The 26,011-nt window shown below is 48.7% G+C and carries 31 protein-coding genes and 1 riboswitch; of the genes, 30 read left to right on the forward strand and 1 reads right to left on the reverse strand.

What is annotated here, in order from left to right; genetic code table 11:
• The first annotated feature begins 32 nt into the window (after nucleotides 1-32).
• The 5 genes from AOA63_RS15380 to upp all read left to right on the forward strand — a co-directional run bounded on the left by AOA63_RS15380 (nucleotide 33) and on the right by upp (nucleotide 3,978).
• The gene (locus tag AOA63_RS15380) at nucleotides 33-1,283 is read left to right on the forward strand and encodes an SLC13 family permease (RefSeq protein ID WP_053960537.1); all 1,251 of its coding nucleotides are present in this window, start codon (nucleotides 33-35) and stop codon (nucleotides 1,281-1,283) included.
• 49 nt (nucleotides 1,284-1,332) lie between these two features.
• A complete protein-coding gene (locus tag AOA63_RS15385) occupies nucleotides 1,333-2,331 on the forward strand; it encodes an L-threonylcarbamoyladenylate synthase (protein ID WP_053960538.1) in 999 nt (332 codons plus the stop codon).
• The gene (locus AOA63_RS15390) at nucleotides 2,331-2,810 is read left to right on the forward strand and encodes a hypothetical protein (protein WP_053960539.1); all 480 of its coding nucleotides are present in this window, start codon (nucleotides 2,331-2,333) and stop codon (nucleotides 2,808-2,810) included. Before AOA63_RS15385 ends, AOA63_RS15390 begins: the two co-directional genes overlap by 1 nt.
• Before the next feature lie 4 nt (nucleotides 2,811-2,814).
• Entirely contained in the window at nucleotides 2,815-3,261 is a 447-nt protein-coding gene (gene rpiB, locus AOA63_RS15395; RefSeq protein WP_053960540.1) for a ribose 5-phosphate isomerase B, read from the forward strand.
• Nucleotides 3,262-3,351: 90 nt separating this feature from the next.
• Entirely contained in the window at nucleotides 3,352-3,978 is a 627-nt protein-coding gene (upp, locus tag AOA63_RS15400) for a uracil phosphoribosyltransferase (protein WP_053960541.1), read from the forward strand.
• Between the two features lie 40 nt (nucleotides 3,979-4,018).
• Here upp and AOA63_RS19435 read toward each other — a convergent pair whose 3' ends face one another.
• Complete coding sequence (locus AOA63_RS19435) at nucleotides 4,019-4,258, reverse strand: hypothetical protein (protein ID WP_139061637.1); 240 nt, start codon at nucleotides 4,256-4,258, stop codon at nucleotides 4,019-4,021.
• Between the two features lie 89 nt (nucleotides 4,259-4,347).
• Here AOA63_RS19435 and AOA63_RS19090 point away from each other — a divergent pair, with 89 nt between their 5' ends.
• The 25 genes from AOA63_RS19090 (at nucleotide 4,348) to AOA63_RS15525 (ending at nucleotide 25,985) form a co-directional block, all read left to right on the forward strand.
• A complete protein-coding gene (locus AOA63_RS19090; RefSeq protein WP_020376141.1) occupies nucleotides 4,348-4,518 on the forward strand; it encodes an AtpZ/AtpI family protein in 171 nt (56 codons plus the stop codon).
• Nucleotides 4,515-4,898: a hypothetical protein gene (locus tag AOA63_RS15410; RefSeq protein ID WP_053960543.1), complete on the forward strand. Its 384-nt coding sequence runs from the start codon at nucleotides 4,515-4,517 to the stop codon at nucleotides 4,896-4,898. Before AOA63_RS19090 ends, AOA63_RS15410 begins: the two co-directional genes overlap by 4 nt.
• Nucleotides 4,895-5,587 carry a F0F1 ATP synthase subunit A gene (gene atpB, locus AOA63_RS15415; protein WP_028962083.1) on the forward strand — a complete coding sequence of 231 codons (693 nt, stop codon included), beginning with the start codon at nucleotides 4,895-4,897 and terminating at the stop codon, nucleotides 5,585-5,587. Before AOA63_RS15410 ends, atpB begins: the two co-directional genes overlap by 4 nt.
• Before the next feature lie 77 nt (nucleotides 5,588-5,664).
• The gene (gene atpE / locus AOA63_RS15420; RefSeq protein WP_037912202.1) at nucleotides 5,665-5,892 is read left to right on the forward strand and encodes an ATP synthase F0 subunit C; all 228 of its coding nucleotides are present in this window, start codon (nucleotides 5,665-5,667) and stop codon (nucleotides 5,890-5,892) included.
• 62 nt (nucleotides 5,893-5,954) lie between these two features.
• Complete coding sequence (gene atpF, locus AOA63_RS15425) at nucleotides 5,955-6,449, forward strand: F0F1 ATP synthase subunit B (RefSeq protein WP_053960544.1); 495 nt, start codon at nucleotides 5,955-5,957, stop codon at nucleotides 6,447-6,449.
• Nucleotides 6,446-7,009 carry an ATP synthase F1 subunit delta gene (atpH, locus tag AOA63_RS15430; RefSeq protein ID WP_053960545.1) on the forward strand — a complete coding sequence of 188 codons (564 nt, stop codon included), beginning with the start codon at nucleotides 6,446-6,448 and terminating at the stop codon, nucleotides 7,007-7,009. The genes atpF and atpH overlap by 4 nt, the downstream gene beginning before the upstream one ends.
• Nucleotides 6,999-8,507 carry a F0F1 ATP synthase subunit alpha gene (atpA, locus tag AOA63_RS15435; protein WP_053960546.1) on the forward strand — a complete coding sequence of 503 codons (1,509 nt, stop codon included), beginning with the start codon at nucleotides 6,999-7,001 and terminating at the stop codon, nucleotides 8,505-8,507. The genes atpH and atpA overlap by 11 nt, the downstream gene beginning before the upstream one ends.
• Entirely contained in the window at nucleotides 8,508-9,365 is an 858-nt protein-coding gene (gene atpG / locus AOA63_RS15440) for an ATP synthase F1 subunit gamma (RefSeq protein ID WP_053960547.1), read from the forward strand.
• Between the two features lie 11 nt (nucleotides 9,366-9,376).
• Nucleotides 9,377-10,801: a F0F1 ATP synthase subunit beta gene (atpD, locus tag AOA63_RS15445; RefSeq protein WP_053960548.1), complete on the forward strand. Its 1,425-nt coding sequence runs from the start codon at nucleotides 9,377-9,379 to the stop codon at nucleotides 10,799-10,801.
• Between the two features lie 15 nt (nucleotides 10,802-10,816).
• A complete protein-coding gene (gene atpC / locus AOA63_RS15450; protein WP_053960549.1) occupies nucleotides 10,817-11,239 on the forward strand; it encodes an ATP synthase F1 subunit epsilon in 423 nt (140 codons plus the stop codon).
• A 150-nt stretch (nucleotides 11,240-11,389) separates the two neighbouring features.
• Complete coding sequence (locus AOA63_RS15455) at nucleotides 11,390-12,106, forward strand: YwmB family TATA-box binding protein (protein ID WP_053960550.1); 717 nt, start codon at nucleotides 11,390-11,392, stop codon at nucleotides 12,104-12,106.
• Nucleotides 12,107-12,198: 92 nt separating this feature from the next.
• On the forward strand, nucleotides 12,199-12,786 hold the full coding sequence (locus AOA63_RS15460; RefSeq protein ID WP_053960551.1) for a M23 family metallopeptidase: 588 nt from the start codon (nucleotides 12,199-12,201) through the stop codon (nucleotides 12,784-12,786).
• 100 nt (nucleotides 12,787-12,886) lie between these two features.
• The gene (gene spoIIID / locus AOA63_RS15465) at nucleotides 12,887-13,144 is read left to right on the forward strand and encodes a sporulation transcriptional regulator SpoIIID (protein WP_020376153.1); all 258 of its coding nucleotides are present in this window, start codon (nucleotides 12,887-12,889) and stop codon (nucleotides 13,142-13,144) included.
• Between the two features lie 238 nt (nucleotides 13,145-13,382).
• A riboswitch (SAM riboswitch) is annotated at nucleotides 13,383-13,485 on the forward strand.
• Nucleotides 13,486-13,554: 69 nt separating this feature from the next.
• Entirely contained in the window at nucleotides 13,555-14,754 is a 1,200-nt protein-coding gene (gene metK, locus AOA63_RS15470; protein ID WP_053960552.1) for a methionine adenosyltransferase, read from the forward strand.
• Nucleotides 14,755-14,818: 64 nt separating this feature from the next.
• Nucleotides 14,819-15,280 carry a glycosyltransferase gene (locus AOA63_RS15475; protein ID WP_053960553.1) on the forward strand — a complete coding sequence of 154 codons (462 nt, stop codon included), beginning with the start codon at nucleotides 14,819-14,821 and terminating at the stop codon, nucleotides 15,278-15,280.
• 136 nt (nucleotides 15,281-15,416) lie between these two features.
• On the forward strand, nucleotides 15,417-17,102 hold the full coding sequence (locus tag AOA63_RS15480; protein ID WP_053960554.1) for a sensor domain-containing diguanylate cyclase: 1,686 nt from the start codon (nucleotides 15,417-15,419) through the stop codon (nucleotides 17,100-17,102).
• 178 nt (nucleotides 17,103-17,280) lie between these two features.
• Nucleotides 17,281-17,478, forward strand: a complete 198-nt coding sequence (locus AOA63_RS15485) for a cold shock domain-containing protein (RefSeq protein ID WP_026040771.1) — start codon at nucleotides 17,281-17,283, stop codon at nucleotides 17,476-17,478.
• A 400-nt stretch (nucleotides 17,479-17,878) separates the two neighbouring features.
• On the forward strand, nucleotides 17,879-18,391 hold the full coding sequence (gene hpf / locus AOA63_RS15490) for a ribosome hibernation-promoting factor, HPF/YfiA family (protein WP_020376159.1): 513 nt from the start codon (nucleotides 17,879-17,881) through the stop codon (nucleotides 18,389-18,391).
• A gap of 136 nt (nucleotides 18,392-18,527) precedes the next feature.
• Complete coding sequence (locus AOA63_RS15495; RefSeq protein ID WP_053960555.1) at nucleotides 18,528-19,145, forward strand: hypothetical protein; 618 nt, start codon at nucleotides 18,528-18,530, stop codon at nucleotides 19,143-19,145.
• Between the two features lie 222 nt (nucleotides 19,146-19,367).
• Nucleotides 19,368-20,261, forward strand: a complete 894-nt coding sequence (locus AOA63_RS20405) for an HD-GYP domain-containing protein (RefSeq protein WP_053960556.1) — start codon at nucleotides 19,368-19,370, stop codon at nucleotides 20,259-20,261.
• Between the two features lie 17 nt (nucleotides 20,262-20,278).
• Entirely contained in the window at nucleotides 20,279-20,683 is a 405-nt protein-coding gene (locus tag AOA63_RS20410; RefSeq protein ID WP_053960557.1) for an HD domain-containing phosphohydrolase, read from the forward strand.
• Between the two features lie 92 nt (nucleotides 20,684-20,775).
• A complete protein-coding gene (gene secA / locus AOA63_RS15510) occupies nucleotides 20,776-23,328 on the forward strand; it encodes a preprotein translocase subunit SecA (RefSeq protein ID WP_053960558.1) in 2,553 nt (850 codons plus the stop codon).
• Nucleotides 23,329-23,346: 18 nt separating this feature from the next.
• Nucleotides 23,347-24,478 (forward strand): peptide chain release factor 2 gene (gene prfB, locus AOA63_RS15515; RefSeq protein ID WP_431607696.1). Its coding sequence is split into 2 segments (ribosomal slippage): nucleotides 23,347-23,418 and nucleotides 23,420-24,478, totalling 1,131 coding nucleotides; the frame shifts between segments, so codons are not numbered across the junction.
• Entirely contained in the window at nucleotides 24,475-25,140 is a 666-nt protein-coding gene (locus AOA63_RS15520) for an LmeA family phospholipid-binding protein (RefSeq protein WP_053960560.1), read from the forward strand. Before prfB ends, AOA63_RS15520 begins: the two co-directional genes overlap by 4 nt.
• Nucleotides 25,137-25,985, forward strand: a complete 849-nt coding sequence (locus AOA63_RS15525) for a YitT family protein (protein WP_053960561.1) — start codon at nucleotides 25,137-25,139, stop codon at nucleotides 25,983-25,985. Before AOA63_RS15520 ends, AOA63_RS15525 begins: the two co-directional genes overlap by 4 nt.
• The last annotated feature ends 26 nt before the right edge of the window (nucleotides 25,986-26,011 follow it).

Raw genomic sequence — 26,011 nt, forward strand, 5'->3', positions numbered from 1 at the left:
AGAATCCGCCCGGGGAAAAGGGGGCTGAAATTATGACGGAAGCGCAAATTTCTCTGGGGGCTCTCGCGCTATTATATGTTTTCTTAATTGGCGATTGGTTTCACCGGGCTTGGGCGGCATTGGGCGTTGCGGCTCTTTTAGTCTTGTTGCATGTCATTACCCTTCGAGAAGCTTTGTCTTCTATAGATATCAATACGATTAGTTTGCTTCTGGGCATGATGGTCTTGGTCGGTCTTTTAGGACAGGCCGGATTATTTTTTCGCTTTGGGTTAAAGGCGCGCCAGATTGCCCGGGGTGAACCGTGGCGGCTTTTATGGGTCTTTTTTATTCTCACTGCGGTGATTTCAGCATTTTTGGATAACGTGACGACCATTCTATTATTGTCTCCGGCTTTGTTTCGCGCGGCAGAAGGGATGGATTTAGATCCTGTACCTTTTTTGATGGCCATGGTGGCTGCTTCTAATTTGGGCGGACTCTCGACCCTCATTGGGGACCCACCAAATATTCTTATTGGTACCGCAGCCAATTTATCCTTTAATGCCTTTATTGCCATGTTGGGTCTACCGGCTATGATTTTACTCGTCGGAGTCGCTCTGACTTTGCCTTGGCGGTTAAAATGGGAAAAAAACCCGCAAGCCATCGTGGTTGACCCTTACCAAGTACCGGGCGAATTTCCCTTAGCCAATCGGTTAATTCCCTTGTTGGGGGTTTTAGCCTTAGTCCTTATGGCTTTTGTTCTTCAACGCGTGATCCATATGAGCTCAGGCGAAATTGCCATCGGTGGCGCGGTGCTAGGTCTTATCGTGGCGGGACCAAGGGTCGGACGATTTTGGACAATGGTAGACTGGGGAACCCTGGGCTTTTTTGTGGGCATTTTTGTCTTGGTGGGGGCTTTAGAACATGGCGGAGTCATTAGTCATATTGCCCGGTTTTTAGCAAATCAGCAATTAGGCAATGGGCTTGCCCTTATTATTTTATTGGGGAGTGCCATATTATCAGCCCTTGTGGATAACGTGCCATTGGTTGCGGCCATGATTCCTTTAATTCGAAATTTGTTGCATCTCCATCCTGGCTACGGAATGGAATTATGGGTCGCTTTAGCCATGGGAGCAGCGATTGGCGGCAATGCTACGATTATTGGTGCATCAGCTAATGTTGTGGCGCAAGGTCTGGCACAGGAACGGGGCTACTCGTTAAATTTTCGGCGGTATTTGCCTTTTGGATTACAGGTCTTTGCGGTGACCTTAATTTTGGGAACGCTTTATATTGCTCTGTTAGGGTAGGCCACAATAGGGACTCGAGGGTATTGAGTTGGCAAGGAAGGGGCAGATTATGCAGACCATCATGTTAACGGCAGACCAACTGGATAAAGCGATTGAGGCCTTAAAGCAGGGAGAGGTGGTGGCCTTTCCCACTGAGACCGTTTATGGTCTTGGGGCCGATGCGACCAATGAACAAGCCTGCCAAAAAATATTTCAAGCGAAAGGGCGTCCGGCTGATAATCCGCTTATCGTGCATGTTTTAGACCAAGAGGGTTTAGAAGCCATCACGCAAGATACCGTGCCGCCGACGGCCCGTATTCTCATCGAAAAGTTTTGGCCAGGGCCTTTAACCGTTGTCGTTGCGGCTAATGATGCGATTCCGGTCTCGGTGCGAGGGGGAATGCCAACGGTCGCTGTGAGGTCCCCGAGCCATCTTATTGCCCGGAAATTGATTAAAGGTCTAGGGCGTCCCATTGCGGCGCCGAGTGCGAACCGCTCGGGACGTCCCAGTCCGACTCGCGCCGTAGATGTTTTTCACGATTTGCAGGGACGAGTTCCTTTTATTATCGATGGGGGAGACAGTTTTGTTGGCTTGGAATCGACGATTGTAGACTGTTCGTTACCTGAACCTGTCTTATTGCGTCCGGGGTTTATCGGCTTAGAGACATTAGAATCGGTATTAGGGCAAAGAGTATTATTGCCCGGTGCGCATACACCGCATAAGGCTCCGGGAATGAAATACCGTCATTATGCGCCCCAAGCTCCGGTAATTTGGATTAATATGAGAGAGGATCGCCGTATTGAGGAGACTTTGTCACACCTCAAACAGGAATTTGACCCCGTCGCGCTCTTGGCTCCTCAAAAATGGCAAGATTACCCGGTATCATTCTTCCGAGTATTGGGAGAAGGGGTCGAAGAGGTGGCTCATGAGTTATTTACCGGGTTTCGCGAACTTGACAAGAAGAATCCTGGTGCGATTGTGGTGATATGGCCTGAAGATGATAGCGGAGTAGGGCTTGCTATCGCTAATCGTCTCGGAAAAGCTGCCTCAAGGCAGGTGAAGGAGTAATGACTGAGGTCCCCAAAATCCTGTTTGTTTGTACTGGGAATACGTGCCGGAGTCCCATGGCTGAGGCGTTATGGAAAAGCTTGTGTCAAGACCAGTGTGTGGTCGAATCGGCCGGATTGGCGGCATGGCCTGGCCAAGCGGCTCAGGAATACGCCATAGAAGCGGTGAAACCCTATGGAGGAAACTTACAACAACATCGATCCCAAGATGTTCGCGATGTGAAGGGAGAATTTGACTGGATTTTTACAATGACCGGCTCACAGGCTGAGCAGCTAAAACATATGCGACCCGAATGGGAAGACAAAATTTTTGTTTTGCCCCAGTTTTTAGGGGAAGAGGAAGATATCGCTGATCCCATTGGCACAAACCAGGTGTCCTATGATTCGCTGGCTTGGCGGCTCTACCGCTTACTATCACAGTTAAAAACGCGCCTGGTGGATGAGGACTCATCCGCTAAGCCAGAAAACAAGGAGGAATAAATACATGCGAATCGCCGTAGGCGCAGATCATGCGGGATGGCCTTTAAAAGAAACGCTCGTGAACTATTTGATCGATAAGGGCTGGGATGTTGAAGATTTCGGGACGTTTGGTCCTGAATCTGTGGATTATCCCGATTATGCTAACAAGGTGGCGTTAGCTGTAGCCAATGGCGATGCCGAACGCGGGTTACTGATTTGTGGTAGCGGACAAGGCATGTGCATTGTGGCCAATAAAACCCAAGGGGTGCGAGCCTCATTAGCGCATGATGTAGTATCTGCCCGTTTGGCTCGCCAGCATAATGATGCCAATGTTTTAACTATGGGAGCACGGTTTGTCGCCCCCGAATTGGCAGAAGAAATTTTATCAGTATGGCTGGACACGCCATACGAAGGGGGACGTCATGCACGGCGCCTAGAGAAAATCGAGCAAATTGAGCGCCGAAATCTTTAAGGAATTTTCTAACAAAAGGTTGTCGCGCAGAACTTGGGCGGCAACCTTTTGTGAATTTGATATATTTAACAAAGGAAACGAGGAATTTGTATGTTAGTCGTCGTCGATCATCCGCTGATTAAGGTACACATTACTGTGCTAAGAGACCATATGACGGGAACTGATGAGTTTCGCTCACGTCTAACGGCATTAACGCGATTATTGGCTTTTCCGGTGCTCCAAGATTTGGACATTATACCAATGACAGTGACAACCCCGTTGGCGCAAACTACGGGATATAAGTTGGATAAAGTTCCGGTACTGGTACCGGTTTTGCGTGCTGGTTTAGGGATGGTCGAAGGATTTCGGGATGTGGTTCCCAACACTGTGGTATCTCATCTGGGAATGTACCGCGATCATCATACGCTAAAGCCGATACGGTATTACAGTAATTTCCCGACTTCGTATCATGATCATCCCGTGATTTTGCTCGATCCAATGCTTGCGACGGGAGGATCAGCGGTTGACGCGTTAGATTATTTAAAGCAAGAGGGCGCTCAAAATATTCGTGTGGTGAGTATTATAAGCGCTCCCGAAGGAATCAAAAAAGTCGACGAGTGCCATCCCGATGTCAACGTCTTTACGGCTCAACTGGATGAAGGATTGAATGATCTTGGATATATCCTTCCTGGTCTGGGAGATGCGGGAGATCGTCAATTTGGTACGGTCCTCGACTAATATCGACGCTTGGAATTTGATGAAACCTAGCCCGCCGTGTCTATTGACGGGCTATTGTGCCTGGACTATACTTATCGATCGTGAGGGTATCACCTTCATACCCATATTGGTATCTGCCGTATACTTGCAGACTGCCATGATCTTCCCGAAATTGGCCCAATTTGGCGGTAGAGACACTGCAGTGGTTTTCGCGCATCAGTCTCTTCAGCCAAGGCACGTGGTGGGAGTCTGCCTGGCGGGATTTGATATTTGTGCCGATTATGGGCAAACTTTCAACCATTGAATTGTCCAAGAAGAAGGTGACTGACGACGGGATCAGAGAAGAACGGCAAACGTCCATTAACTGCAGCCCGCGGTATCGGAGTCGCGATGGCGCTGTCGATTCAACTGGTCTTTTCCGTCATCATTGGAGTGCTTCTAGGGCAATGGCTTGATAGGGTGCTGCACACTGCGCCACTTTTTACAGTGCTGGGTGTCCTCTTAGGTATAGGAGCTGGTATGTATGGAGTTTACCACCTGGCTCGGGTTCTCCTAAAGTGAACGAATTTTCAGCGCTTTGGCGAAAATCGGCTGCAGCGTCTCTAAGCCTCGCTTTGGTATTCGTGCTCATTGGATTGCTAGTGGCTTCGGGAAGGATGGTGTTTTGGAGCATTGCGGCAGGGATTCTCCCCGGTGTTGTGGATGTCGTAGGTCTCGGTCTTCGGTTGCCACTGTGGGCGCGGCTTAATGGACGAGCTGCGGTGGCCAGCATTAATCTAAGGCTGCTGTCGAGACTGGTCCTCCTAGGGGTGTTTTTCTATGTGCTCCAGCATTATACGAGGTTAGACCTCAGATGGGCATTAGCGGGAATCTTTGTGCCTTACGCAATTTACTTAATTGGGGCGATTTTTAGCTCGCGGCACAAGGGGGTGAATGGATGAATTTTTCATTGACAGCCTTTCAATGGCCGCCCTTTATCACGGGCCTTTTAGCCATGCTGGTCGTACTCGCTTTCGGCCTGCTTGCGGTGCGCAACGTGAGTACAGCGGTGCCATCAGGAGCGCAAAACCTTCTCGAAAGCGCATTAGAAACGTTTCAGGATTTGGTCGGGCAAATGGCACCAAAGGAACTGGCGCCGAACTTAACATTACTTTCGTTAACCTTGTTTCTCCTGCTTGTCGTGGCAAACGTTCTGGGATTATTGCCGCTTCCTGGGATTGGAACACGCTGGATACACTCTCCCACAGCGTTTTTAAGTATGCCAGCCGGCTTGGCTATTGTGATTTTCCTGCTCATTCAATGGTCAGGTATTAAATATAAAGGACTTGGCGGTTTTCTCGTGGGCTGGTTTTGGAAGCCTATACCGGTGTTCGGCTTTATTGTCAATGCACTAGAACAGCTTGTGATGCCTGTCAGTTTGGCATTCCGGTTATTTGGCAATATTTTGGCGGGAGAATTGGTGCTGCGTATGACCACGAACCTGCCGCATGATGCCGCCGGATGGCTTGTTGTGGTACTAGTTGGGACCCTGTGGCTGGTCTTTAGTTTAGTGATTTCCTTGATTCAGGCGTTGATTTTTACGATTCTCACCGTGGCTTATATGAGTATTCAAGCCAGTAGTGAGCATTGATGTGAGAAATAAACCGGACAACGGGACCAAAATTGGATTATCGTCAAATTTCTAAATCTTTTAAGGAGGAATTGAGCGTGAGTTCACACGATATTTTGTTATTCATTGGGGCATTAGCAGCAGCAGGTGGCGCGATTGGTGCCGGTATTGGTAACGGTTTAGTGATGGGACGGATGGTTGAAGGAGTCGGACGTCAACCTGAAGCCTTGGGTCGGCTGTTAACATGGGCTTTAGTGGGTGTAGCGTTGGTTGAAGCGTGGCCGGTTATCACCTTCGTGCTCTTCGTGTTCACCAAAATCGGCTAGAAAGACTCGGAACCACTGAGTCCTCATTTGAGGGGATATGACAGGGAGAAGGGAGCGAAACCGTGTCTAGCACATCTCTAACCTTGGGCAACATGGTCGCCGGAGTTCTACAATGGGTTATTTTGTTGATTCTCTTGCGCCTGTATGTCTACAAGCCGCTTTTGGCCGCGATGCAAAAACGTCGGGATAACATCGCCAAACAAATCAATGATGCCAACAGCTTGCGTGAAGAAGCGGAAAAACTTCATCAAGAACAAGAAGCCTTGTTGAAACAAGCGCGCGAAGATGCCAAGACCTTAATTGCACAGGCGCGCCGCGAAGGCGAAGAAGAAGCCCGAAAAATCGTTGAACAGGCCCAGCGGGAAGCTCAATACCGTCAAAAGGCGGCACTCGAAGAAATTCAGCATGAGCGAGACGAAGCCCTAAAGGCTATTCGTGCCCAAGTCGCTGATCTTGTGTTGATGGCTACTGGCAAACTGCTGGAACGCAATCTCAATGACAAAGATCAAGAGCGTTATCTGGATCAAATTCTACAAGATGCGGGGCAATTACAATGACCGATCAACGTGCCGTCAAACCCTATGCCAGAGCGTTATTTGAGCTCGCCCGGGACAATCAATTGGTTGAGCAGATCCAGCATGACTTGGATTTCGTGATTCAAACGATTGAAGGCTCAAAGGATTTGCAAGGGTTCTTGTATCATCCCCAAGTGTCTCATGAAGCCAAACGGGAAACGCTGAAACGGATTTTTGCGGATAATGTCCACCCATTGGTTCTGCAATTTCTCCAATTGGTCATGGACAAGGGACGCGAGCATCTTTTGGCGGGAATTTGTGACGAATTTAACAAACTCGTAGAAATCGATCACGGCATTGTGGAAGCGCACGTAGAAAGCGCCATCCCACTCACCCCCGAACAACAAGCCCAATTTGCAGAGCGTCTTGGGCACACTATGGGTAAAAAGATCAAGGTCATTGCCCATGTGAATCCGGCATTAATTGGCGGTGCGGTGATCCGTGTTGGTGACCGGGTGTTGGATGGCAGTGTTCTAAGGCGTATGGAAATCTTGGGAGAGCGCCTGCGAGGAAACGGAGGAGGGGTAGTCCTTGAGCATTAAGCCTGAGGAAATCAGCGCGATTTTAAAAGAAGAGATTCAAAAATATGATGTGCAAACAGAGTTGTCCGAATCCGGCGTCGTTCTCACTGTGGGTGACGGGATCGCCAGAATTTATGGTTTAGCCAATTGTATGGCGGGTGAGATGCTGGAATTCGACAATGGCGTCTTTGGTATGGCATTGAACCTGGAAGAAGACAATGTCGGTTGTGTGGTCCTGGGCAGTGATGTCGGCATTACCGAAGGTATGCGGGTGAAACGCACCGGCAAAATGGTGGAAGTTCCCGCGGGGGAAGCGCTCATTGGGCGTGTCGTCAATGCCTTGGGGGAACCCATCGATGGTAAGGGACCCATTGAGACAAACATCCGCCGACCTGTTGAATATCCGGCTCCAGGCATCATTATGCGTGAACCGGTTAACCGCCCGTTACAAACGGGTATTAAAGCCATCGACGCTATGATTCCCATTGGCCGGGGTCAGCGTGAGCTCATTATCGGTGACAGGCAAACGGGAAAGACGGCTATTGCCATTGACACGATTTTGAATCAAAAAGGTCAAAATGTGATTTGTGTTTATGTCGGTATTGGACAAAAAGAGTCGACGATTGCGGGTTTAGTGCGGAACTTAGAAGAACGCGGCGCCATGGAATACACCATCGTCCTCTCTGCGTCAGCAGCTGAAGCGGCTCCCCTTCAATATCTGGCTCCCTATGCTGGGTGTGCAATGGCGGAGGAATTTCGTGATAACGGCAAGGATGTCTTGATTGTTTATGACGACTTGTCCAAGCACGCGGTGGCATACCGTGCCATGTCCTTGTTACTCCGACGTCCACCCGGTCGTGAAGCGTATCCCGGAGATGTATTTTACCTTCACTCCCGCCTTTTGGAGCGTGCGGCCAACCTCAACAAAGAATACGGGGGTGGCAGTTTGACCGCTCTCCCCATTATTGAAACGTTGGCTGGTGACATTTCCGCGTATATTCCCACTAACGTCATTTCCATCACCGACGGTCAGATTTTCCTCGAAAGCGATTTGTTCTTCTCGGGCGTCAGGCCTGCGGTTAACGTGGGATCTTCGGTGTCCCGGGTAGGATCAGCGGCTCAAATCAAGGCGATGAAGCAAGTTGCCGGGACGATGCGTCTTGACCTTGCACAGTACCGAGAATTAGCGGCGTTCGCCCAGTTCGGATCTGATTTGGATAAAGCCACGCAAGCTCGTATCGCCCGTGGTAACCGGACGGTTGAAATTTTGAAGCAACCCCAATATTCACCTATGCCTGTTGAGGAACAAGTCGTATCCATTTTCGCAGTAACCCGAGGATTCCTCGACGATATTCCCGTCGAACAAGTTCGAACCTTTGAAGCGGGATTGCACCGGTTTTTGCACGAGAAACACGAAAACATTTACGAGGCGCTCCGCAAAGACAAAGCATTTAGTGACGAAACCATCAAGCTTTTGACGAACGCCATAGAGGAATATAAGAAAACGGCGGTGTTATAAATGGCTGGAGGCGGACTTAAAGAAGTTGACCGGCGCATTAAAAGCGTCAAGAACACGCAGCAAATTACGCGGGCCATGAAAATGGTTGCGGCTGCGAAGTTACGCAAGGCCGAGTTTCGGGCGAAACAAGCACGGGCGTATGCCAATGAAATTCGCGCTATAACCCGGCGTGCCGTCAGCAAAGGTACAGGACATCCGCTATTAGAGAAACGTGATGTGAACCGTGTTGGATTTGTTGTCATCACCTCTGCACGGGGATTGGCGGGACCGTATAATGCCAACATCTTGCGGCATGCCAGTAGCTACATGCGTGAAGTGGGCGGCAAGAATCCTGCCGTGTTTGCTGTGGGCCGCAAGGGCCGTGACTATTTCCTGCACCGGAATGTGCCGATATTACGGGAATTTCTTGGTGTAGGAGATGACCCGACTTTTCACCAGGCGCGTGCCATAGCGCGGGAAATCTTGCAACACTATCTGGATCACGATGTCGATGAAGTGTTTTTAAGCTATACCAAATTCATCAATCCTTTGACCCATCAGGCCGAAACAATTCGTCTGTTGCCCGTCGAAGAACCCCCAGAAGATGATCCGAGTTTGCAGCGCAGCTATGTGTTTGAACCGGATACACAAACCGTGTTCAATGATTTGCTTCCGCGCTACATCGAGGTTTTGATTTACAGTGCGTTATTGGAATCCAAAGCCAGTGAGCAGGGAGCCCGAATGACGGCCATGGATTCCGCAAGCAAGAATGCGGATGAACTCATTCGCAAGATGATATTAATGCGTAACCGTTTACGGCAAGCTGCTATAACGAAAGAAATTGCGGAACTCGTGAGCGGCGCCGAAGCTTTGGAATAGGAGGATCGAGCGTGGCGGAACATGATGGCAAAATCGTGGAGGTACTAGGCCCTGTCGTGGAGGTCGAATTTCCCAGCGGCCACTTGCCGGCGATTTATAACGCTCTACGCGTCGTCGGCACACGGAATGCGGCAGGGGATGGTCCCGACAATGGATCATCTGATTTAATCTTGGAAGTGATGCACCAAATTGGTGACAACCGGGTCAGTTGTATTGCCATGGCCTCGACGGATGGCCTGGTCCGGGGGATGAAAGTCATTGATGAAGGGCATCCCATAAGCGTGCCTGTGGGCAATGTCACGCTTGGCCGGATGTTCAATGTGGTGGGGAACCCCATTGATGGTAAAGGCGCGGTCGATGCGGAACTCAGAATGCCTATTCATCGTCCAGCCCCCAGTTTTACCGAACAGGCGGTATCAACAGAGATTTTTGAAACCGGTATTAAAGTAATTGACCTCTTAGCTCCGTATCCTAAGGGTGGAAAAGTCGGCTTGTTTGGCGGAGCGGGAGTGGGTAAAACCGTATTAATTATGGAGCTCATCCATAATATTGCCACCGAACATGGAGGATTTTCGGTTTTCGCTGGGGTCGGTGAACGAACCCGGGAAGGGAATGACCTGTTCTTAGAAATGTCTGAGTCAGGGGTTATCGACAAAACCGCGTTGGTTTATGGACAAATGAATGAGCCTCCGGGCGTGCGTATGCGGGTGGCTCTCTCCGGAGTCACCATGGCAGAATATTTCCGTGACCAGGAAGGCCGGGACGTGTTGTTCTTCATTGACAATATTTTTCGGTTTATCCAAGCGGGTTCTGAGGTCTCAGCGTTGCTCGGGCGTATGCCTTCAGCGGTGGGATATCAGCCAGTTTTGGCTACGGACATTGGGAACTTGCAGGAACGGATCACCTCCACGAAAAAAGGATCCATCACCTCAATTCAGGCGGTGTACGTGCCAGCAGACGACTACACGGACCCTGCTCCAGCGACAACATTTGCGCACTTGGATGCGACCACGAACCTGGAACGGCGGATTTCTGAAAAAGGTATCTTCCCTGCGGTGGATCCCTTGGCTTCGACCTCACGGATCTTGGATCCGCAGGTGGTGGGCGATGAACATTATCAAGTTGCCCGGGGCGTTCAAGCTGTGCTTCAACGGTACAAAGAACTTCAGGATATTATTGCCATCTTAGGGATGGATGAATTAAGTGATGATGATAAATTAATTGTCGCCCGCGCCCGAAAGATTGAGCGCTTCTTGTCACAGCCGATGTTCGTGGCCGAGCAGTTTACTGGCACACCGGGCAAATACGTGCCGATTCGTGAGAGTGTCCGAGGTTTCAAAGAAATCCTTGAGGGGCGCCATGATGATTTGCCGGAAATGGCGTTTTACATGGTGGGCTCCATTGACGAGGCTGTCGAGAAAGCAAAGACCCTTTAGGGTTGGGGGGATAGTATGGCAACCACCTATCAGTTGAAGATTGTGACCCCGGAACGGACGCTCTTCGAAGGACCGGTAACGTATATCATTGTCCGCTCCACTGAAGGGGAAATCGGGATTTTGGCGCATCACATGCAACTCATTACGCCCTTGGTTCCCCACATCATTACGGTATATCCGGAAAATGGCAAAACCGAGCAATTTACGATTGGTGGGGGTTTCCTGGAAGTCGGGGATACCACCACTGTGGTCTTGGCCGATTCAGCTGAGCGCGCTTCGGAAATCGATGTGGCCCGTGCAGAAAAGGCTCGCCAGCGCGCCTTGGAGACGATCGGCAAAGCTGAACCCAATATCGATTTGATTCGGGCGAAACGCGCATTGGCCCGTGCGGAAAATCGGCTTAAGCTAGCCGGTCATCCTACGGCCATGACGCACTAGCCTATCTGTAGGCTTCACTCAAGTCCCGTACTTTTCATCTTCTAAAACAAGCCCTTGTCGTTAATCGGCAAGGGCTTTTTTGGTTCGATGTATGAAAAAAAGCGTTTGGTGGAACAATCTGGTAGAGATTCGTTGCCAGGGGGGTTAAAAGTGAAAAACGGGATACGTAATGGATTGTGGATTGCTGGGATTGGATTTGTGTTGTGGATGGGAGCGAGTGTTAGGGCGGCCGCATTGTCCCCGGTCATGACGGCTTTTCAAGCTACCAAAGCCCATCCCCAAGGATTTAGCATTAACGGTTGGGTCCAATTGCCACGGTCGCAAAGTCAACAAAATCTTGTCGATATCGTTCGTCACTTATCCGATCAAACGCACATACGGGGAACCGTGCAGTTCGAACAAGGCACGGGATATCAAAAGGCATCAATCAGGCAGCATGTTGCGGGATTCTCCAGCGAACTCATCGCCGAACGTCTATCCTCTGGAGCCACATACGTGGTCGTTGACCGGGTAGGGAGTCAAGGCTTTGAAGGATTAAATGAAAGCCTTGGTTTGGTCCGTCACGTCTTATCGCGTTATGGGCCCTTACATCTGGCGTTTACGCTTCAAGGCACCTTACCCGAGAACTTGTCCCAGGCTCAAGAGAACCAGGTCATTAACCAGGCGTTTCAGGCCATTGGTGCTAAGAAAGTAAATGGAATCGAAACGCCTCAGTATGTTTCGGTGGCGGGGGATAGCGGATTCATTGCCCAGCATGACAGCTTACAAGGTCATCCCGTTAATATTCAAGTGGCCTTGAATTACAACACATACTGGCACGCCGAACAAGTAGATGTAGGGACGCCTCTAGTTACCGTCACTTACTAACCGGGTTTGAATTGGGAGTTCCTGGGCACACTGGAATTAAGAGGATATGAATCCTCGGTTGCCAAGTGCATAAAGAGTGGAGGAACAAACGAATGGCGAATCGTCGTCTCACCCTGGTCGGTATTATTGGCGGCGTTGCAGTGTTGGGTGGCGGTCTTTTAACATTGGCTTTGACACACCGGTCTGCCCATCCTGTTACCGTGCCAGTAGCGCACTCACCCTCTTCTACGGCCAAAAATCATGGGGCCCAGCTTAAATCGCAAGCCAGTAGCACGGCAGCGCCTTTAATGATGCCGGTCAATGGGGCTATATCGAATCCTTTTGGGTGGCAATATTCGGGCGCGTTAAATGAATGGTATTACAACCCCGGTATCACGATTTCGGCCAAGGCAGGAACGCCGGTTCACGCCGCTTGGGGCGGAGTGGTCACCCAGGTCGAAAATGTGAACCATCAAGGGTTGTCGGTCACTATCAAGGATGGCGACCAATATGAGACGGTCTACGGTCATCTTGGTAGTGCGAACGTCAAAGCGGGCGAAATGGTGAAACAAGGACAGATTATTGGGACGGTAGGAGGCAGTAGTATTTATAGCCATCAACCGGGATCCCATTTAGACTTTGATGTGTATCACGGATCAATGGCAACCAATCCGGAAGGATATCTCCATCCTTCATCCTGACCATCCCATGAAATGCCAGAGCAGGAATCTTTGCTCTGGCATTTATTTTTTTTGCGGCCATATACTCTACCAAGTTCGGGGGGAGAAAGGGGCCGGAAATGTGAAGGATCATATCTGGCAACGTGTTGTGGACATCGGAAACTACATTTTAAACAACGGGGCAACCGTGCGAGATACAGCCAGAGTATTTGGCGTCTCGAAAAGTACTGTCCACAAAGACGTCACCGAACGATTGCCAAAAGTTAACCAAAAATTGGCCAATGAAGTCAAAAAAGTCTTAGAATTCAACAAAGCCGAGCGTCATCTTCGCGGTGGGGAAGCTACTCGCCAAAAATTCCTCACGAATCGTCCGGGATAACATGATATCCAGGACTGAGAGCCGGGGGACCTATTGCGCCCCCGGCGAGAACTCGTGATTTCACCTCTATGGACTTAAAATCCCCATGCGTGTAACCCACGGTATTCTCCCCATGACGTGAGTGGGATAGGCTTTAGCGATAGCGCACATGCTACCTAAAGAGCAGACCTTTTGGTATTTTTCTAGTTGACACAAAGAAAGTCAGACTATATACTCGGAAAGACAATTAATCATTATGCTCTTATCGAGAGCGGCGGAGGGACAGGCCCGATGAAGCCCGGCAACCGGCAAATTATTGCCACGGTGCCAATCCCGACCCCTTTTTTGGGGACGGATGAGAGATGCAGCCGAACCTCTTCTCTCTGAAGGGGATTTTTTGTGTATAAGGGCATGAAGAAGGAGGCACGTAATTGGGGCGCAATTTTCTTTTTACGTCGGAATCGGTCACCGAAGGGCATCCCGATAAAATTGCTGATCAGATCTCCGATGCTATTTTAGATAACATTCTCGCGGAAGACCCAGTGGCGCGTGTTGCCGCGGAAACGGTCGTTACCACGGGAATGGCTCTCGTGGTTGGAGAGATTTCCACAACCACGTATGTCGATATTCCGCGGACGGTGCGAGAAACGATCCGCGCCATTGGTTATACGCGCGCCAAAATGGGTTTCGACGCGGATACGGTTTCGGTGTTGACCTCTATTGACGAACAATCTCCCGATATTGCCATGGGCGTCAACCAGGCTTTGGAAATCCGCGAAGGCTCAGATGATGCGCGTGCATTAATCGGCGCAGGGGATCAAGGCATGGTCTTTGGATTCGCGTGTAATGAAACCCCTGAGTTAATGCCACTACCGATTTCTCTTGCCCACCGTTTGTCATACCGTCTAGCGGAAGTGCGAAAATCTGAACGCGTGCCGTTTTTGTGGCCGGATGGCAAAACCCAGGTGACGGTACGCTACGAAAACGATAAACCTGTTGGCATTGATACCGTTTTGATTTCCACCCAGCATCAAAGTTCAGTGAGTTTACAAACGGTTACGGAAGCCGTTATCGAAGAAGTGGTCAAACCCGTGGTTGCTCCCGATTGGGACTTATCGCACACGCGGATTTTAATCAATCCCACCGGTCGCTTTGTGATTGGCGGACCGCATGGTGATTCCGGACTGACCGGCAGAAAAATTATTGTTGATACCTATGGAGGCTATGCCCGCCATGGGGGCGGGGCCTTTTCCGGCAAAGATCCGACTAAAGTGGACCGTTCTGCATCGTATGCGGCCCGTTGGGTGGCAAAAAATTTGGTAGCTGCCCAGTTAGCTGATAAAGCGGAAATTCAAATCGCTTATGCTATTGGAGTGGCTCAGCCCATTTCCGTGATGGTGGATACTTTTGGTACAGGACGTTTACCCGATGATGTCTTAGCGGATATTGTCCGTCAGGTCTTTGACTTGCGCCCCTTAGGAATTATTGAAGATTTGGATCTGCGGCGTCCTATCTATTTGCAAACGGCCGCATACGGCCACTTTGGTCGTACCGATGTCGCATTGCCATGGGAACAAGTTAACCGCGTTGATGCGTTGTTAGCCAAAGCCCAGGTCAATCCTAGACGGTAAGCATGGGCATGATTTCCACAGACTGCTCGTATAATGGGACAGAATGTGGAAAGGAGAATGTCCTGTGACCTGGTGGGGAGCTCTTGGTTTAGCACTATCGCTTTACGGTGCAGTGGTGGCATTAGAGTGGGTATATTCGCGAATTTTGCCATGGCCTGGACTTGTGCCGGCTGCGATCACGGTAGTGTTGTATGTGCGCGATCAAGAGAATATTTTGGAACGTGCGGTATCCGATTTGAGTGAAGTCTGGGAAGATGCTGCTTGGCAACGTTGGGACATGGAAATTCTTATTGTGGATGGGGGATCGAGCGATCAAACCTTGGCAATCGCCAAGCGGCTTGAACGCCGATTCCCTTTTATTATCGTAACACCTTCTCGTCTTGATAAAGGACAAGTATTAGATATGTGCCGCCATGATGTGATTATATGGATCGATTTAACTCACATGAACCCGTATGTGCCTCTTGCCACCTTAAAATCACTGTTACGGCATAGTGAGCCCGTGATGATTCGCTCAATAGGCTAATGATGCTTTTTCTTGGCTGCGATATTATCAGTGAATGGAGATGATTTGCAGGAATCTGGTGATATTTCACGAATATATAGCCAAATAATTTTGCCATAAACAGCACTGTTCGTTTGAAATAAGAAAGGAACTCTGCATGCTGCGACGGATATCCCTTATCCAAGTGTACTTATGGCTTTTAACGGTTTTGGGCCCGGTTTTAATCCTTGTTCATGGACTTAGATGGGCACCGCATATTTGGGGTGTCGTCATCGTGGGGGCCATCATGGTGGCGGCGTCCACGCTGTGGCCTATTAAACTGGGACAAGGCTCCATCACTTTGGTCAATGCCGGTTATTTCTCCGTATTTCTTATCGGTGGCACCATTCCGGCTGTTGTCGCAGGGTCAATAGGACAGATGCTCGGGTGGATCAAGGGATTTAAGGGGATTCGCTCGCTGGCTAGTTGGAGTATTTTTTCTGTTAGTGTTTTGGCGGGAGCTTCGGTCTTTCACCGCTTTTCTCCCTTGTGGGTACAAGCCACTATGTTTTCTCTTACCTTTTTGTTCATTAATAATATGCTTGTCCTGGTTTATTATTTAATTCAGGATAATAGTGCGAAGACATGGCAATTGTTTGGAGAAGGATTGTTGTTTGATTTGTTGAGCTGGGTGATATCGGCCCCGCTCATTTTAATTTTTGTGCTGCTGCAAAAAGCTTATCATACACCTGGTGCGATTTTGGCATTTTTCCCATTTTTATTGATTACGCTACTTTTAGGTCTCGGATACAATCTTTATAAGACCCATAAAAACACGCTCACTGCAGTGCGTGTTGCTCAAGAAATCGCCACGGCCGGCTCCCCGGAAGATGTCTACCGCAGCATGGAAAAAGGAATCCGTGAAACCTTCCCGAGTAGTGTGTTGGTCATGTACCAGAAAATTCCTCATCGACTGGCCGTGCGCAGGGTCCATGTGTATTATCCTTTCGATGAACCTCCGCCATACAAAGAAGAAGTTTTGGCGTCGGAGGGTATCACGGGGTGGACGATTGAATCCCGATCCAGTGAACTAATTGATGATGCAGAAACCGTGATGGGGCGATTTGTGAATCCCCGTATTCCTCGCGCCATGCGGTCGGTGTTATTGCTACCTATGGTCACGGATCGTCTCTTGATCGGATTGATGGTGGTGGCTCATCCCGAACCCCATCAATATGGTCCGCCTGACCTGCGCCTCGGCCAAATTTTGGCGACGCAAGCGGCTGTCAGTCTCCGCAAAATCGATCTGTTAGCCGAAACTCGCCATTTGTCAGCCAAGGACCCGTTATTGGCGGGCCTGTATAATTTTCGTTATTTTCAAGAGGTGCTAGACCGGGAAATGCGGTTAGCTGAAGAAGAAGGAACTGATTTTGCGGTGCTCTTTTTTGATGTGGATCACCTCAAGTTTGTCAATGATACCTACGGGCATCTTATGGGGGATCGGTTATTACAGCTAGTGGTGGATACGGTGCGTTTGGAAATTCGTGAACATGACATTTTAGCCCGTTATGGGGGTGATGAATTTATTCTCTTATTACGCCGGGCCAGTCAAAAAGCGGCGCAAACGGCCATGGAGCGCATTCAGCTTAAAGTCGCCCAGTGCCAACTTGACACCGTTCCCATAAGGCTGGGGATTTCTGTTGGCTATGCTCATTATCCCAGTGACGGACTGGGGGTAGAACAATTACTGTCTATTGCTGATTCGCGCATGTACCAAAATAAGGTACAAAGGCGGATTGAACGCGGGGCTATCAACGGCGCTGACGCAATTAACAGACCAAATATCCCCAGCGAAAAAGCTTGATAATACTTTTATCAACAGACTTATCCCCATAATCCACAAGGAATAATCCCCAGCCTTGGGGAAAACGGTGACGAATGGTGGAGGACGATATTGTTTGACTTTTTTGGTAGGGGATGCTATATTGAACGCGGTTGTCCTGGACTTTAGGACAGCTTTAAGAAAGGGGACATATTTTAGCATGACCGGACGTGTCAAATGGTTTAGTGCAGAAAAAGGGTACGGATTCTTAGAGCGTGAAGACGGCGGTGACGTGTTTGTGCATTACACGGCCATTAATGGCGAAGGTTTCCGTACGCTCAACGAAGGCGAGCGTGTCGAATTTGATGTAGTGGAGGGTGACCGCGGCCCGCAGGCTGCGAACGTCGTTCGCCTCTAAGAATCGACTCGACAAGAGAATGAGCTGGGTTATCCCAGCTTTTTCTTTGTAATAATCTCTTCCCCTCTTTGAAGGGGTCTTCTGTAACGGCTTCTGTATTGTCTTCCGGGATTATAATCATCGTTCTTTCCCTATTCTGCTTAACTTTGCGATGACCGCCCTTTTTTCACATGCGCTATAGCTGAGCTTTGTCGGTGTAAATTCTGGATAAATAGTGACTGGCATCATCTGCTTTTCTATCTAAATACAAGTCGTGAGAAAGTCTGTGACTTTGGTTAGATGCACAATTTACGGTATCCGCAATCTTCTGTGATCTTTTTTGCTGTTTTTTCCCACATGCTATAATACATATACCAGTCTAATCCAAGATTGGCACAAAGCCGTAAAGGGGCGTTACGCGATGGATGTTATCGTTCGCGGGAAAAACGTGGAGATTACGGATGCCTTAAAAGATTATGTAACGAAAAAAATGAACAAGATGGCCAAGTTCATCGACCATCAAGATGTGACAGCGCATGTGGTCTTGAGTGTTGAGAAGGGGCGGAAAATCGTTGAGGTAACCATTCCTCTCGAAGGCTTTTTATTGCGAGCTGAAGAATCCAATTCGGATATGTATGCGTCGATCGATTTGGTGGTTGATAAACTTGAGCGGCAATATCGCAAATATAAGACTCGGGAACGCCGGAAACTGATTCAAGAGGCGAATTTACAAAAAGCTTCAGAGCCTCTGGATTTGCCGAATGTGGTCAGGCGGAAGACGTTCCCTGTTAAACCGATGACATTGGATGAAGCGCTTTTACAAATGGATCTTTTAGGTCACGATTTCTTCGCTTTTACCAACGCCGAAACGGACAGTATCAATGTGCTATACCGTCGTCACGACGGAGATTATGGATTATTGGAACCTCTATAAGGATCGCAAACAATTCATGAGGGACTTGCCCAGCAAGTCCCTAAATTTTTTTGGAAATTCGAGACAAAATGAGCCTTAAAAAGAAGGAAATTGCCGCTTGGTGTCGTATTCTAAGGGTGTAGCCCAAGGAGGAGTTATGGCAGAACAATTTCAAACCTATGAACAAGTCATACTCCGGATTCCCTATATCAAGAGTGCGAGTGTCTATCAAGACACCGACCAAGTTACCCGGATCCAGATTTTAAGCGATGGCAGTAAGCCACCGCGCCAAATCATTCGAGAAGTCGTTTCACTATTACGTAGCTATGGGTTCGATAATGTTTCACAAGATGCGGTTACGGTTGTGCAAATACAATCTGAAGACGAATTACAACATGGGGGATCGCGTCTTCAAATCGCAGGCTTCTCAATCGGCCACAACACCCTAGGGATTGAAGCCCATTGCCGGTTAAGCCGAGGCGACCGCATATTCGAAGGGCGGGGACAAGGTGCGACAATTCCCATGGCAATCGCGATAGCCACAGTAGAAGCGGTAAATCAAGCCTTAGCACAATTGGAACAACTGATTTTTAACGGAATTGAAATGACGCGGGTAGGAGGAATTGATGTCGTGGTGGTAACCATAGCGGACCCGGGCGAAGAAATTTTAGCCGGCTGCGGAGTGCTCCGTGACACGATCGAAGATACCGTAATCCGGGCAACTCTTGATGCCGTCAATAGGCGAATACTCCTGTACTCGGGGCAAAAAGTTTAAAAAGTTTCGACCAACACAGACCAAGCGAACAGAGACACATGTTTACCTTGAGCGAGGGTACATGGAGGCAAATACGATAGGAGTAAATGCCAAAAATGAAGGGTCTGGTCCGTAACTTAGTATCCAACTTAGTGGATGTTATTGTAGTAGGTTCGGGATTTTACTTTAGTTAAGTGGTTGGTCGAATAATATTTCTTGTATAAGAAAAGAGGGTGGAACCAGATGTCTTACCCAGTAAAACTGCGTTATTTTATCTTTTTGACCGTTCTGTTTGCGATCTTACTATTCATGGATAACCTGTCGTTTCTGACGACGATGAAATCTGTTGATTTGTTATTTCTTCTAGCAATTATGGTTTCTTCACTAGTTGATATTTCTTTGCTTAAAGATAATGGAGGTATATCATTACAATTACCTATTATATTATCGACCGCCATTATACTAGGACCAGCTGCAGCCCTGTGGTTAGGCGGCCTTGGAAGCATAGTTGGTAGCGAATATCGTGGTAAGGTTAAATGGCCGTCTTTTATTTTTAATCGAGCTCAATTTGGAATCTCGGGCTGGGCTGCCGGGGAGTTATTTCGAGAATTGTCGGGTTCGTGGCACCAATTAGGCTTTACTCAAGTTAGCCTTCCGTTAATAATCGCAGCATTAACGGCGTTCCTCTTAAATTGGGGTTTGGTGGCAATTGCGATCGCTCTTCGAACGCATCGCGACATTGTTGAAACGATTCGTGTCCATTTTAAATGGGTGTTGCCAACCTTCTTCATGATGCTTCCAATTGGTTATTCCATGGCGGCTGTTTACAAAGATTTGGGACCATACGGTGAGTTAATATTTATTGTCCCTCTTGCTTCTATCAGGTATATTTTAGCTTTATTACGAGGAGCTCATGTTACCTATCATCGCAGTATTGATATCTTATTAACCGCAATTAATTTTCGAGATGCATACACATATGGTCATTCAATTCGGGTCGGGCATTATGCGGCCAAATTAGCGGAACAGTTTGGGATGCCTCAAGACCGAATCGAATTGGTACGAGAAGCAGGTTTGTTACATGATGTTGGTAAGCTAAAAACTCCAGTAGTATCTTGCGCAAAGCGGGTCGATTAAACCGAGAAGAAGTTTTAATGATGAAAGATCATCCGGTTATCGGAAGTGAATTGTTAGAACAAGTTCAACTGGCTGGGTGTTCACGGCATTTTGTTCGCCAGCACCATGAAAGATGGGATGGGCGGGGTTATCCCGATAATTTGGAAGGATCAGAAATTGCCCTCGAAACCCGAATTATTTCCGTTGTGGATGCATATGATGCAATGACGACGGACAGGCCTTATCGGCGGGCCATGCCCCATGCTATGGCTATGGCAGAAATTCAAAACGGTGCGGGTACCCAGTTCGATCCCGAAGTTGTTGCGAAATTTGTAGAAATGTGTGGAGACAGGAATTTAGCGGTCGAAGAAGCCATTGCACAAGGATGGAATCATGTAGGAATAGAACGTCACGGAGATACGGGAAATGGTCATTCGAGTTGAAGGCCATTTCCCTTCATGATAAAATTCATAATTAGGTATCGACGTGGGAACCTTTACCGGTTCCTTTTCCGTTGAATGGAGGCAATTATTCGATGTTAAAGATGTTGTCCAACCTCGTCAACCGATTCAGTGAACGGGAAGTTCGACGGTATCGAGGCGTGGTCGCAAAAATTAATGCATTGGAGCCGCAAGTCCAAGCGTTATCCGATGAACAGTTGCGTCAGAAGACGCAAGAATTTAAAGACCGAGTGGCCAACGGAGAAAGTTTAGATCAATTGCTTCCCGAAGCCTTTGCGGTGGTTCGAGAAGGCTCTCGACGTGTTCTGAATATGCGGCATTTCGATGTCCAGCTGATTGGAGGCATGGTGCTCCATGACGGACGAATTGCGGAAATGCGTACCGGTGAAGGTAAGACGTTGGTCGCAACACTGGCAGCGTATCTGAATGCTCTGGCAGGAAAAGGGGTCCACGTGGTCACTGTGAATGATTATCTGGCTCGACGTGATGCACAGTGGATGGGCCAACTGTATGAATTTCTGGGATTGAGTGTTGGACTTATCCAACATGACATGGAGTCAGATGAAAGGCGTCAAGCCTATGCAGCCGATATTACCTATGGGACCAACAACGAATTCGGATTTGATTATTTACGTGACAACATGGTAATGACCACCGAAGAGATGGTTCAACGAGAACTGCATTATGCCATCGTTGACGAAGTCGACAGTATATTGATTGATGAGGCCAGAACCCCTCTGATTATTTCTGGGCAAGCGGACAAGTCACCGGATTTGTATTACCAATTTGCGCGGATTGCGGCCAATCTGCGAGAAGATATCGATTACACCATCGATGAGAAATTAAAGACCGTGGCCCCGACAGAAGCTGGGGTTGCCAAGGTTGAAAGGATGCTTGGCGTAAGCAATCTGTATGACGACGTCAACATTGACTTGTCCCATTATTTGAACCAAGCCTTGCGCGCCAAGGCTCTTATGAAGCGTGACCGCGATTACGTGGTCAAAGATGGGGAAGTTATTATCGTCGATGAATTTACTGGACGTCTTATGTTTGGCCGTCGGTATTCTGATGGCCTTCACCAGGCGATAGAGGCTAAAGAAGGCGTTAAGATCCAAGATGAAACCCAAACGTTAGCGACGATTACCTTTCAAAATTATTTCCGCATGTATCACAAATTATCGGGAATGACAGGGACAGCAATTACCGAAGAAGAGGAATTTCGGAAGATTTATGGTCTCGATGTTATTGTGGTGCCGACCCACAAACCCATGATTCGTAAGGATTATCCCGACGTTGTTTACAAAACAGAAGCGGCCAAGTTTCGCGCCGTGGTCCGTGAAATCGAGGAACTCTATAAACAACGCCGTCCCGTCTTGGTTGGTACGGTGTCGATCGAAAAGTCAGAACGCCTGAGTGCCATGCTGAAAGAAAAAGGGATTCCGCATACCGTACTTAATGCGAAGTATCACGAGCAAGAAGCAGAAATTATTGCTAAAGCCGGGCAAGCTGGTGCGGTGACCATTGCGACCAACATGGCGGGTCGAGGAACCGACATTGTGCTTGGCGAAGGTGTTGCAGAAATGGGCGGGCTTCATATTATCGGGACGGAGCGCCATGAAAGCCGCCGGATCGACAATCAGCTCCGAGGACGTGCGGGTCGGCAAGGAGATCCGGGATCTTCACGATTCTACCTGTCACTGGAAGATGATTTTTTGCGTTTGTTTGCGGCTCAAACCCTGTCGAATCTTATGGATCGCCTAGGAGTCGAAGAAGATGAGCCCATTGAAAGTCCGATGCTGTCTCGGGCTATTGAATCAGCGCAAAAGAAAGTCGAAGCCCGGAACTTCGATGCCCGGAAACAGGTGTTGCAATATGATGACGTGATGAACTTGCAGCGGGAAGTGATTTACAAACAGCGCCGTGACATTCTGACCAAGGAAAATTTGAAAGAAGACATTTTGCACATGTTGTCCGATCTGATTGATGATGCCCTGGCGGTGCATTGTCCGGCCAATTTGCATCCGGAAGAATGGGAAATGCAGCCTTTAGTGGATAGCTTGGAGGAAATCTTCTTGCCGCAAGGAACACTGAAGGCCGAAGATTTGGAAGGCATGGGCCGAGACGAGTTACACGATACCATTTTGGAAGCTGGAACTCGTGTGTATGAGCAGAAAGAAGAAGAATTCGGATCCGAAGCCATGCGAGAATTAGAACGGATGGTCTTGTTACGGGTGGTCGATTCGAAGTGGATGGAACATCTTGACGCGATGGATAATTTGCGTGAAGGTGTGGGACTTCGTGCCTACGGTCAACAAGACCCATTGGTTGAGTACAAAAAAGAAGCCTACGACATGTATCAAAACATGTTGGGAGCAATCCGGGAAGAAGTCGTTCGGATGATGTTCCATCTGCAGCTGGCTCCCCAACAACCCATGCCGGTGATGGAGCCGGTGGCGACCATTGCCGAGGAAAATCCGCCAGTCCATCGACCTTTTCAAGTGATTCAAGGCGGACAGGGACATCAAACCAAGAAAGATGATCATCAATTGGGGCGCAATGACCCCTGTTGGTGCGGAAGCGGAAAGAAATACAAGCGCTGCCATGGTGCCAATCAAGAATCACAATAACTGGAGGATGATGAGTGCGTGTTACAAGACGATATGGAGGCCTTACGCAGCGATATTCACCAAACTATGGATCGAATAAGGGGGTCTCTTTGACCTCGGCGAACGCCAAGCGGAAAGTGAACGCTTAGAAAATATTATGGCCTCTCCAGACTTTTGGAGTGATGCCGAGCGAGCAGAAAATATCTCAAAACAATTAAGGCGAGTGAAGGGACCCTTAGAGCAATATCACAGCTTATCTCGACGTGTTGACGATTGGGATGAGCTGGTTGATTTGGCCCTAGAAGAAAACGACTGGGAGATTCTTAAAGCGCAACAACGCGAAGCTGAGGATTTGTTGCGTGCCTTGCGGGAATTTGAACTGACACTCATCCTGCGTGGACCTTATGATCATGAAGATGCTATTGTCTCTTTACATGCGGGAGCCGGAGGGACCGAAGCGCAGGACTGGGTGTCTATGCTTCTTAGGATGTATTTGCGATGGGCAGAGCGTCACGGATTTAAAGCAGAAATCATCGATGCCTTAGAAGGAGAAGAAGCGGGATATAAAAGCGTGACCGTTGAAATTCATGGAGAAAACGCTTTTGGATTTCTACGTCCCGAACGAGGCGTACATCGACTCATTCGGATTTCGCCCTTTGACGCATCGGGACGGCGTCATACCTCATTTGCTTCGGTGGAAGTGATGCCGGATTTACAAAATGATGAGACGATCGAAATTCGTCCAGAAGACTTGAAAATTGATACCTTTCGGGCATCGGGCGCTGGCGGCCAGCATATTAATAAGACGGAATCGGCCGTTCGCATTACTCACTTACCCACGGGTATTGTCGTCGGTTGCCAATCCGAACGGTCCCAACATTCTAACCGGGAAACGGCCATGCGAATGCTACGAGGAAAATTGGCGGAATTACAACAACAACAATGGGAAAAACACATGGCAGAATTGCGCGGCGAGCAGGCTGATATTGGCTGGGGCTCGCAAATTCGAACGTATGTGTTTCAACCCTACAGCGTTGTCCGTGATCACCGCACTCGCTATGAGGTACCTAACGCCCAAAATGTGATGAACGGCGAACTTGACGGTTTCATTGAAGCTTTTCTACAGCAGGAAGCGCGAGGCGCCTTACAGCCTGAGGAAAATGGTTCATGAGTCGTTTTATTGTGGTTTTAGCGGGAGCCGTTGTGCTGCTTGGGGCTTTGCAGTGGACGATTCCCAAGTGGGCAGCGGCTCAAGTAGCGGATCGGGTCGCATCCCAAGATGGTGGCATTAAACCGCAAGTTGATATTGCCGCATTGCCCTTTTGGATTATGGCCCAAGGACAGTTTCAAGATATGTATATTAACGTGCATAATGTGCATGTTGATGGTCTGACATTGTCTCAAGCGGTGATTAATTGGCAAAACGGCAAGGTTTCTTTGCCCGCCTTATCTCATAACCGCTTAGTCATCGAAAAAGCCGGGCACGTCAATGTGCGTATTGTTTTTGACGGTCCGGCACTCAGTGCGTTTTTAGCGGGACAAAGTCCCATTCAAAATCCCCAAGTCACCATTACCAATAATTTAATGACCATTGAGGGACGATTGTTATTAGGACAATTAAGCGTTCCCTTAAATGCCCAGGGTACCTTATCGGTTTCCCCGGACAAAAAGGCGATTATCTTTCACCCGACGCGAGTCGACGGGATTCAGTTGCCGGTTTTAACTGATTTACAAATTTTCCAAATAGACTCATTAAATTTACCGGTGGCCATGGTAATTCAGTCCGTGGCATTACGGAATAATGAATTGATCGTAGAGGCCAGTACACCATGACAAAAGTTCAACGGATTTTGTGGGATTATGGAATGATGACCCTAGGCACGGCCATTACGGCCGTCGGAATCAATGGATTTTATGTACCCGCTAGAATTTCAGATGGCGGTATTTCCGGTGTGGGTATCATCTTGTTATATTTGCTGCACGTTCCTTTGTGGGTGAGTTTAACGGTTTTAAACGTGCCGTTATTATGGCTGAGTAAAAAGCTATGGGGTAACCGCGTTGGAACCCGCACGGTTTACGGAACTTTGATGTTATCGGTGATGGTCGGGATTATTCGTATTGGCGCGGTGACCCATAATGTGCTTTTGGCGACGGTATATGGCGGATTGTTGTCGGGGATAGGACTGGGTATGGTTTTTCGCGCACGCGGAACGACCGGTGGCAGTGATGTCATCGCCCGCCTACTCACCCGCTTTTTGCCAATTACCATGGGCCAGGGCATGATGATTGTGGATTTTTTTGTGATTGCCGCATTCGGTGTTGTCTTTAATCCGACCCTGGCCATGTATTCCTTAATTGCCCTATTCATTTCCTCGCGGGCGATCGATGTCGTCCAAGAAGGGGTTAGTTATGCCCGCGCTTTTACTATTGTGAGCCAAAAACCGGACATCATTGCCGCAAAAGTCTTGGAAGTGATGGACCGGGGGGTAACCCGTATTGGCGCTTATGGCGAATATACCAAGGAACCCCGAGAAATTCTTTATGTGGTCATTACCCGTTCAGAGGTCAGTACGTTAAAAGAACTTATCTATAGTGTCGATCCGAGCGCGTTTGTGGTAGTGGCGACGGTGCATGAAGTAGTGGGTGAAGGATTTCGCAAGCCGCCTTTAGAAGTCTAGAAATCTTGCGCAGTTTAATCCACGAC

It is taken from the genome of Sulfobacillus thermosulfidooxidans, from assembly GCF_001280565.1.
Classification (GTDB): Bacteria; Bacillota; Sulfobacillia; order Sulfobacillales; family Sulfobacillaceae; genus Sulfobacillus; species Sulfobacillus thermosulfidooxidans_A.